The sequence below is a fragment of the Psychrobacter sp. AOP5-GZ1-6 genome, assembly GCF_052376345.1.
Taxonomy (GTDB): Bacteria; Pseudomonadota; Gammaproteobacteria; order Pseudomonadales; family Moraxellaceae; genus Psychrobacter.
In genome coordinates this window covers 1-8,816 of sequence record NZ_JBQSVP010000123.1, presented here as the reverse complement: position 1 = coordinate 8,816, position 8,816 = coordinate 1, and the positions used below count along the sequence as shown (strand labels likewise).

Genomic DNA, 8,816 nt, shown 5'->3' with positions numbered 1-8,816 from the left:
GATTGTTTATTAGTAGAATTTATTTATAATAAATACTAAACGTACTACCGCCTGCAGCATTAGCTTGATGGGTAAGTTGCCAGCCCATATGCGTTATGATGCGCTGAACAATACTTAGACCTAACCCTGTGCCATCAACCTTATAGCTCGTATAATCTTTTGACGAGAACTTATCAGTTAATTGCCCATCATTTTTCTTTTGCTCTAAACGCTCAAACCTTTCATAGAGTAGAGGCATCATCGCTTCAGGAATACCCAAGCCAGTATCGGTAACGGTGATTTTTTTATCGTCAATAATAATAACTACCTCACCCTCATCCGTGTATTGAAAGGCATTCTTTATTAAGTTGCCTAGTGCCATTTTTAGTAATTCAGGTCGTACGTAGGCAAAATACTCTTGTTCAGCGACTACTGCATAAGTCACAGTCTTATACCGTAGCAAATACTTTAAGCGTTCCACTTCATTGTTAGCAATGCTATTGATAGAGGTTTGCGGAGCGTCCAGTTTTTCAGGAGCACGCGAGAGTAGTAATAACGCGCTGATAATCTCAGAGGTCTCTTTAGCTGTAGTACTAATACGATTAGTAAACTCGCTCAAACGGCTATCGCCTTCTAATTGAGAAGCCAGTACTTCTGATGCACCCATAATAATCGTCAAAGGCGTGCGCAGCTCGTGGCTAACATCTCCAGTAAATAGCTGCTCACGTTTGAGATACTGCTCAAGCTTATGATTCTTCTCATCAATAGCGCGTGCTAATACGCCAACCTCGGAGGGCAAATGGGTCAATTCGGTTAAGTTTTGATGATCGGTTTCTACTGCTTTTTTTAAGTCTAATAAAGGTTTAGTAATTTGCCTAGAGGATAGCTGAGAAAATATTGCGGCAATTAGTAAGCTTAAAATAACGGCAACTCTTAAGGCATTGGCAAAGATGTCTTCTAGGTGTTCAAAAATGGCAAGGACAGGGTAGTTCCCCATTACCATCTCAGTGTCTTCTAAATAGGTTAAAACATAGCGTTGTTTATTTTGCTGATAGATGAAGAAATGTAGATTAGTTCTAACATTGCCATCTTTGGTGGGCACGGTTACGGGCATCTCTTGCACTGTCTCGGTTGCCAAAGCTTTTAAATTATCAGGTGCATGATTATAGCGATAAATTTTTATGCCCAGATCTGCAGTGTAGACAGGCTGATCGCCATCCTTTTCTTGACTAAGCTCTAGCTGTTGCAGTAAGCGAGCTTTGACCAACTCTTGCTCCATCCTTGTCTCAGCGTACATAAAAATACTGACGAAAGCAGCGCAAAGTAATATGGCAAATAAAAAATATGACAGTCGAAATTTATTAGCGATAGAGTCGAGGCTGAACATGGCATTTACTTCATAGTATAAGGTAGTAGAAAGAGGATAGGAGGTATAACTAGGACGACTCTTAATCAGATTGAGTCTGTAAATCGTACTAAGATATTCTACACTTTATCGGGATCAACAATTTGATAACCCACTCCAGGCATCGTCATTATCATAGGTCTGGCAAATGGCTTGTCGACTTGTACGCGCACACTATGCATATGAGTCCGTAGCGCATCGCTACTTGGAATATCCTCACCCCATACCTTTTCCTCAAGCTCACTTTTACTGACGACTCGTGGCGACGCATTCATTAATGTTTCTAAAATTTTAAACCCTGTTGGTGTCAGTTTTAGTGATGTACCTTCTCGTCTAATCGTGTGCTCATTAGCATTTAAGGATAATGGTCCGACAGCTAAGCTGTGCTCAAAATGCTCATCTTGGTGTCGACGGATAAGCGCTTTAATCCGTGATTCTAATTCAATGAGTGAGAAGGGTTTGACCAGATAATCATCAGCGCCACTATCGAAGCCTGCGACTTTATCCAAAATCGTATCACGAGCCGTCAGCATCAATACAGGGGTTTTATTATGTAGCTCTTCTCTCAGTTTTTTACATAGCTTGGTGCCGTCCATACCCGGCAGCATGACATCTAATAAAATAACGTCATAGCGATTATTTGCAGCGAGTGTTAAGCCGCTAATGCCATTATGAGCGTTGTCCAGCTCAAAACCTTTTGGTTCAAAAAAGGCATAAATATTGGCGACGATATCGGGATTGTCTTCGATGATGAGTATCTTGTACATAGTGGTCTCGTGCATAAATGCTAGCAGGGCTTATGATAAAGGTCTTAATGGGTAGATTTAAAGAAGGTTGGCGCTGCTGCTACCTCATCGGTAGTAATACCAAAAAAGTTAAGTAAAGTTGGGGTGATAAAGTCATGTGATACGGGCTGATCAATCATACTAACGAGACTACTTTTATCAATATTATTACTATTAGGTGACCAAATAATGACAGGCACCTGCTTTTGCGCATCAGGTGCGATAGCGTAGGGCATGCCATGCAAGTAAATATTATTCTCGCCTAAACTTTCGCCATGATCGCTAATATATACCATTATGACATCATAGTCCTGCTCATACTTTTTGAGCGTATTAATCACGTTATTTAAGAAGTAATCAGTATAACGAATGGCATTGTCATAAGCGTTGATGACGGATTGATCATCGCATTTAGAGAGCTCATTAGTCATGCATACAGGTTTGTACTCTTCAAATTCCTTAGGATAACGTTTGTAATAAGCGGGACCATGATTGCCCATTTGATGCAATAAAATAAGCGTATCTTTGGCAGGTGCATCTGACTTAATTAAAGTATCAAAACCGTCAAGCATACCGATATCATGACACTCCTCATCACAATTTGGATTGACATCAGCCGTCTTATAATCTTCAAAAGTTACTCGATCCGCGACCCCTTTAGAGCTCGAATTATTGTCGCGCCAAATAACATTGACGCCTTGCTTATTTAGTGTGTCTAATACGTTCTCATTATAGTCTGCCATATTATTGTCATAACTCTCTCGATTAGAGTAGCTAAACATACAGGGAACGGAGTAAGCAGTAGAGGTGCCACATGAGGTGGCATTTTTAAAGCTATAGACATCTGGTTGGCTAGTCAGCAGAGGCATAGTGTCGCGCTCATAGCCATTAAGACCGATATGATCAGCACGTACTGTTTCACCAACGACAAATACCATGAGTTTAGGCTTTGCTGCGTTAGTTCCAGCAGTAGGAGTTATACGTTTGGCATCTGTCGCATGCAGGGTCAATGTATCAGGACGACGAAGTTTCTCAACATAATCGGTACCTAATTTGATAACCGAGTAGATAGGAGTAATAGGGTTTGCGTAACTGCGGACTATCTTATGCTGACGGAAAAAGGTGGCGTATTGATCGCCAAAAGACAGTAGGCAGACAGCTATTAAGGCGATAGATGAGGTTAAGGTTAACGCTTTTTGCCATAGCGCTCGACGTATAGGTACTCTTTTTATGCGGATTTTAGCAATAATAACTGCGGGTATAATGCCTAGTATAAAGACTCTTGTAAAAAAACTTAGCGACATCAACCCCATCGCTTCACCTTGATCGGTTTGTATACTATTGATCAGCATATTAGTATCGAAAATAGTGCCATAAGCGTCAGTAAAATAGCCACATACGGCCGCTATCATTACCATAGCGATGAGCACTGGTTTAGCAATAGGACGATAGCAAAATAATTGGATGAGTAGCCACATTAAGCCGAACAATAAGCCTGCGATAGAAACTATGAAGCCAACGTTATTACCAAAAGGGTAAATGCTAAGCACTTGCGCGAAAAAACCAAAATTTGCAGTAGTGACTAAATAGAGCGCAACGATAATAATCAGATAGTTAAGATTAATTTCATGATTAAAAATGCTGTTTAGATAGCTTTTTTTGGTAGGAGCTTTGGTGATTTCAGTGCTAAGTGCTTGAGAGGTTGACATAACTAGGCTTCTCAACAGGATGGTAAGGAGTTTGATTCCTTACGATAACAAGAGGCCTGTTAAGAAGACGTTAAGATATTTGGGTTGAGTAATGCTTTAAGAAGATAATATATTCTTAAAAATAAATAGTTAGATAATAAGCTTAAGGATGCATATTGCCTCTACTTTAGCTGGTTAGTCGACGCCTAATAAACCAACTAATTACTATAGCAATCGATAAAAAAATCTTTGAGTAGGGTGCTAACGCAGTCTCTATAACCTCGTAGTTTTTGCCGAAGTGGTAACCTGCAAGCGTCAGTACAGTTGTCCAAACACTAGAACCCAAAGCAGTCAATACTAAAAAAGATAAAAGTGGCATTTTGTTCATACCCCCATATCAACAACATCACCTAAGAAAATTAGACTTCATAATCTAGCCTTATACACTATATGAATAATAGCATTCAGAGCCTTTCGACTTATCAGAGGGCGTTCAAAACTCTGTGTCAACTAAATTAAAGGCACATCACCGAATCTAATCGACCAGGGAAATAGATAGACAGCTGCATCATCGTCTGTCCCCAATTACGAATCGGCATCGTCCACTTGGCAGAGGCATTTAACATACCAACATACAACAATTTGAGCAAGCTGGTTTCATTCGGGAAAGCGCCTTTGGTTTTAGTAAGTTTACGAAACTGACGATGTACCGCTTCCACCGCATTGGTGGTATAAATAGGCTTTCTGACTGCTTCAGGATACTTAAAATAGGCAGATAGTAAAACCCCGATATCACTCATGCCACCTAAGAATTTTGTAAAACTGACGAAACCCTGCTGAGCGTTTACTGTTATAGCCTAGCAGGGTTTTTTCTGCTAAATCGCACTAGGCGCATATCACTCTATTCTATGAATACTGATAATGCGATACCCTAAAAAAGGACAGAATAGTCACCTGATAAGTAAGGAAAATATAACGATTCATATGATTTAAATATTGCCTTTGTGATCTACCAGCAATAGCGCTAATCTTTTTAAACTTGGATTGGTAAACCTTTAGAAGGTTTCAGTCAATCGTCATTACTACCAACTCAAAATATCGTATAACCTAGAAAAAAAATTACTAGGTAATCTATTATACTTATCCTAATTATAATAAATAATGAGCGAATGAATATGACAGCGACTTTGAGTGATGAGGATAAACCTCTTATTGAAACAATAGCGCACGCCTGCGCCATTACTTTTCAAGGTAATGCTAGCAATAACCTCCAACAAGACGCATTTTTCTTTTTAGACCATTGGTATCAAGAGGATTTAGGGGTGATGGCAGTGACATCAGTACAAGCGCCATTTTGTCTTGCCGTATCGGATGGCGTTGCCAGCTCTAACCAGTCACAGCACTGCTCAAAGGCATTGGTCAAAGCAATTAGAGCGCTATGGGATGATAATCAAGTAAACGTCCATAATATGACATCAGATCGTATATATACGCAATTAAGTCAAACTAAGCATACGCCTAAACGCTATGGCGCTGCGGCAACCCTTGCAATGATCATCGGCACGCTAAACGATGATAAGTCGATAAATATAGATATAACTCATGTCGGCGATAGCCGTGTATATTTGCTTGGCAAAGATATGAATGAATGGCAGTGCTTAACTCGTGATCATAATTTGCTAAACGAGCTGGTAGATGAGCAAGCGAAAGATGAAGATCGCCAAGTAGAGTTTACGGAGTACAATCGCACAGGTATGGCAGGCAGCTTATATAGCATTACTGAATGCTTTGCGCTAGCAGTAGATAGTGATGATCCGAGCAGCGAGCCACCTAAAAGTATAAGGCAAAACATCACGGTACAATCAGGCAATAGTCTCGTCATCTGTAGCGATGGTATTCATGATTTAGTACCCAGTAGTGAATGGGCTCTTATTAAGAGCCAAACAGTTTTGCAGGGTTGGCTACAGATGCTTTGGCATCAAGTGTATGACTCAGATGGCAATGCTTATGACAATGGTACTGCGATTGTAGTGCGGTTTGGTTAACTTCTTTTATGACTGTTCACTTTTAAGATGACAGTTTGATAAATTCGATAATCTATAGAGTAGCCAATATGCCCACACACCCAATTGCCAGCTATAACAAATCCGCACGTCTGTTTATGCTATATCAGCGCTTGCCACGTAGTAAAGAAAAGGCAATATCACTCACAGAGCTAATGAGTGTTTATGACGATAATCCTGAACACTACGCAAACGAGCGTAAAAATCTAGAGAACGATTTGAGTAGTCTCAATCAAATATTTAATGACATCTTTCACAGCGATGCTTTAATGCGTCTGCCAGCTTGGGGACAGAATATTAGCGGACAAACGGCAAGGTTTTATATTGAGCCAAACTTTAGTATCGATGTCATTAATGAGCAAACGGTATTTTTTTGGCAGATGCTGGCCAACTATACTGCAAATTATCTGCCGGCCTCTTTTAAGCAAAGTATTAGCGATAAGTTGAACCAGTTAGATCGTCAAGATAAGACCAGCTTCAATCAAAGCAAGCTGGGGCAGTGGCAAGATCATCTCATTACCCTGTCGAGTATCGTACAAGCACCAAAGCTTGATAGTGGGGTGCTGGCTAGCATCCATCAGGCGTTATTACAAAACCGTCAACTGCAAATCAGCTATCAAAAAAAATGGGACGATAGCGTGAGTGAAAAACGAATCTATCCGCGTGGTTTGGTCTTTATCGATAACATGATGTACCTGACTGGCTTTTATCCGGTAGAGGATCATATTGATGACAATGTCTTGTTGAAGGCGCACCGTAACTTTGCAGTCAATCGCATTACCGAGGCAGTAGTCATAGACAGGCTAATACCTGACTGGGTAGGGCGTGACGTTTTTACATTAGAAAGTTTGCAGAAGCTAGGTAAGCTAGAGTTTGGTAAAAATATTGAAATCAATTTGGTTTTAAAAGTACAGAAATATGCCTGTCAGCACCTCTATGAGCGGCCGTTATCATCTACTCAAACGATTACGGTTATCGATGACACTTGGAATGAAGTGCGCGCAACGGTTACTAATACGCAGCGCTTGCAAGATTGGTTAGTGAGCATGTCGCAATTGGCAGTGGTGATTGAGCCTGCTCAGTTAAAAGCGGTTATTTTAAAGCGTCTAGAAAGTGGGATGAAGTTATATACAAAATAGTTGATCAAGAGTTTTACCAAAATCACTCAAACACAAATATATTTTTTAATTTAATCAAGGAGCTAGAATGACCACACCTAACTTATTTAAATTTGCCACCTCTGAATTATCACAAGACGCTTTTATCTGTTGGCTTCTTTCTTGGGCAGACCAAGACTATCAGACAGGAAACGATAAGCATAGAGCGCTAAACAGATTAGCAACCAGTGTATTGGCGTTATTCTTTAAAAAAGCGGGTAACTCGCTACCGAGTCGTATTGATAAAATAGTAGTGAAGCGTCAAGCGAATAACATTGATGTCCTTTGTATCATAAACGACACTTACTGCGTATTAATTGAAGATAAAGTAGGCAGTTTGCAGCATTCAGATCAATTGATTCGATACAAGCAGTTTATGCTCAATGGACACGCTCAAACCTTTACAGAGGATAAAATCATTCCTATTTATTTACAAACGCATGATCAAAGCAACTACAAAGCTGTGTTAAAGGACGGCTTTTATCCAGTAACTAGACGAGATTTATTAGACCTCTTTAATAGTGAACGAAATGCGGCACTGCAAGAGAGTGATATATATAGCGATTATCATAACCATCTGCAGTCTATTGAAGAAGCGGTGCAAAGCTTTAAGTCAAAGCCTGTCAACGAATGGAAAAAACGCGCTTGGATTGGCTTTTTTCAATATTTACAGTCTTACTTAGGAGAAGGCAATTGGGGTTATGTTGCTAATCCTTCGGGCGGCTTTATGGGCTTTTGGGGTTTGGGTCATAGAGTAGAAAATAATATAGATATTTACTTGCAAATCGAGCAAGAGAAAATCTGCTTTAAAGTATCTGTTCCTAATAAAGAAAGTCGTAGCAAGGTTAGGAATGAGCTTTATAAATTGTTTAAGACAGAAGCTGCTGATTTTGATTTAAAAGTGACTAAGCCAAAGCGCTTTGGTTCAGGTCGGCATATGACCTTTGCTATACTAGACACAGATATCTTTGAGAGTGAAAACTCAATAGATCTATGGCAAGTTGATAAGCTAATGGATGAAGTGCAAAAATTCATTAATCATGTAGTAAATCAGTATAAAAATAAAAACGATTGGTAATTGTAATGTCATAACACCTAGAGTAACAGAAGGTCTAATCATGAAATATCAGCTCGACAAATCGCAAATAAATGATTTACCTTGTGCAGCCTTATACCGACCAAACATAGACTATTTTCCGCCAGCGATTATTGCTTGTTTTATCATTAGTGATGGTTGGGATGTGCAGGCACTGCTAGAGCTAAAAGGGAAAGCAGGGGCTGATATTTTAGTAGGCTTACAAACAGATGACCATAAGTATGAACGCTTAGATATTATAGAGGGGATTGTTAGATGTCAGCCTGATGAAGTAAATGATGTCATTGCACTGCTAGATGCAAAGTCTGCAAGTACTATCATCGGTATAGATGTAGCAGACGTTATAAGCTTGTTTGAGTGTGGTTATTCGTTTCAGTTTGTTCAAGCCAGTGCTACAGGTGAGTCTGAATTCCATATGATAAAAACAGCTACATATAAGATGATTGGTCTACTTACTAACGCTCGTAATACTAAAGGGGTACTTATTGGGACGCAGAGCGTGCAAAGTCTGCCACTGGAAGCCTTTGCTTATATATCAGATGCTATTGAGGGGTTATTGTCTAATGATAATGCATTTACTTATCTCAGCTCAAGTATGACTGATGAGCCTAATTGTTTTCGTTTAAAGGCGGTTTATGGAGCC

Annotated in this window: 7 protein-coding genes and 1 pseudogene; 4 read left to right on the top strand and 4 right to left on the bottom strand. The window is 39.7% G+C overall.

The features are described 5' to 3' along the window. Nucleotides 1-19: 19 nt before the first annotated feature. The 4 genes and pseudogenes from ACT3RN_RS12685 to ACT3RN_RS12670 form a co-directional block, all read right to left on the bottom strand. On the bottom strand, nucleotides 20-1,366 hold the full coding sequence (locus ACT3RN_RS12685) for a sensor histidine kinase (protein ID WP_192520669.1): 1,347 nt from the start codon (nucleotides 1,364-1,366) through the stop codon (nucleotides 20-22). A gap of 98 nt (nucleotides 1,367-1,464) precedes the next feature. Continuing rightward, nucleotides 1,465-2,151 carry a response regulator transcription factor gene (locus ACT3RN_RS12680; RefSeq protein WP_025651489.1) on the bottom strand — a complete coding sequence of 229 codons (687 nt, stop codon included), beginning with the start codon at nucleotides 2,149-2,151 and terminating at the stop codon, nucleotides 1,465-1,467. A gap of 44 nt (nucleotides 2,152-2,195) precedes the next feature. Then, nucleotides 2,196-3,878 (bottom strand): phosphoethanolamine transferase, encoded by a 1,683-nt coding sequence (locus ACT3RN_RS12675; RefSeq protein WP_192520670.1) that lies wholly within the window; start codon nucleotides 3,876-3,878, stop codon nucleotides 2,196-2,198. A 494-nt stretch (nucleotides 3,879-4,372) separates the two neighbouring features. Next, a pseudogene (locus ACT3RN_RS12670) lies at nucleotides 4,373-4,639 on the bottom strand (transposase); the annotation flags it as partial. A 393-nt stretch (nucleotides 4,640-5,032) separates the two neighbouring features. Between ACT3RN_RS12670 and ACT3RN_RS12665 the strand changes: the two are divergent. The 4 genes from ACT3RN_RS12665 to ACT3RN_RS12650 all read left to right on the top strand — a co-directional run. After that, the gene (locus ACT3RN_RS12665; protein ID WP_444518696.1) at nucleotides 5,033-5,902 is read left to right on the top strand and encodes a PP2C family protein-serine/threonine phosphatase; all 870 of its coding nucleotides are present in this window, start codon (nucleotides 5,033-5,035) and stop codon (nucleotides 5,900-5,902) included. 68 nt (nucleotides 5,903-5,970) lie between these two features. Beyond that, entirely contained in the window at nucleotides 5,971-7,059 is a 1,089-nt protein-coding gene (locus ACT3RN_RS12660) for a helix-turn-helix transcriptional regulator (protein WP_443517242.1), read from the top strand. Nucleotides 7,060-7,126: 67 nt separating this feature from the next. After that, the gene (locus ACT3RN_RS12655) at nucleotides 7,127-8,155 is read left to right on the top strand and encodes a PD-(D/E)XK nuclease family protein (RefSeq protein WP_444518695.1); all 1,029 of its coding nucleotides are present in this window, start codon (nucleotides 7,127-7,129) and stop codon (nucleotides 8,153-8,155) included. Between the two features lie 40 nt (nucleotides 8,156-8,195). After that, nucleotides 8,196-8,816 (top strand): hypothetical protein (locus ACT3RN_RS12650; RefSeq protein WP_444518694.1); only part of this gene is annotated, 621 nt, incomplete at its 3' end.

What these genes read in the sequence shown, in the direction of transcription:
- ACT3RN_RS12685 (WP_192520669.1), bottom strand. Translation starts at nt 1,366, where the DNA reads ATGTTCAGCCTCGACTCTATCGCTAATAAATTTCGACTGTCATATTTT.
- ACT3RN_RS12680 (WP_025651489.1), bottom strand. Translation starts at nt 2,151, where the DNA reads ATGTACAAGATACTCATCATCGAAGACAATCCCGATATCGTCGCCAAT.
- ACT3RN_RS12675 (WP_192520670.1), bottom strand. Translation starts at nt 3,878, where the DNA reads ATGTCAACCTCTCAAGCACTTAGCACTGAAATCACCAAAGCTCCTACC.
- ACT3RN_RS12665 (WP_444518696.1), top strand. Translation starts at nt 5,033, where the DNA reads ATGACAGCGACTTTGAGTGATGAGGATAAACCTCTTATTGAAACAATA.
- ACT3RN_RS12660 (WP_443517242.1), top strand. Translation starts at nt 5,971, where the DNA reads ATGCCCACACACCCAATTGCCAGCTATAACAAATCCGCACGTCTGTTT.
- ACT3RN_RS12655 (WP_444518695.1), top strand. Translation starts at nt 7,127, where the DNA reads ATGACCACACCTAACTTATTTAAATTTGCCACCTCTGAATTATCACAA.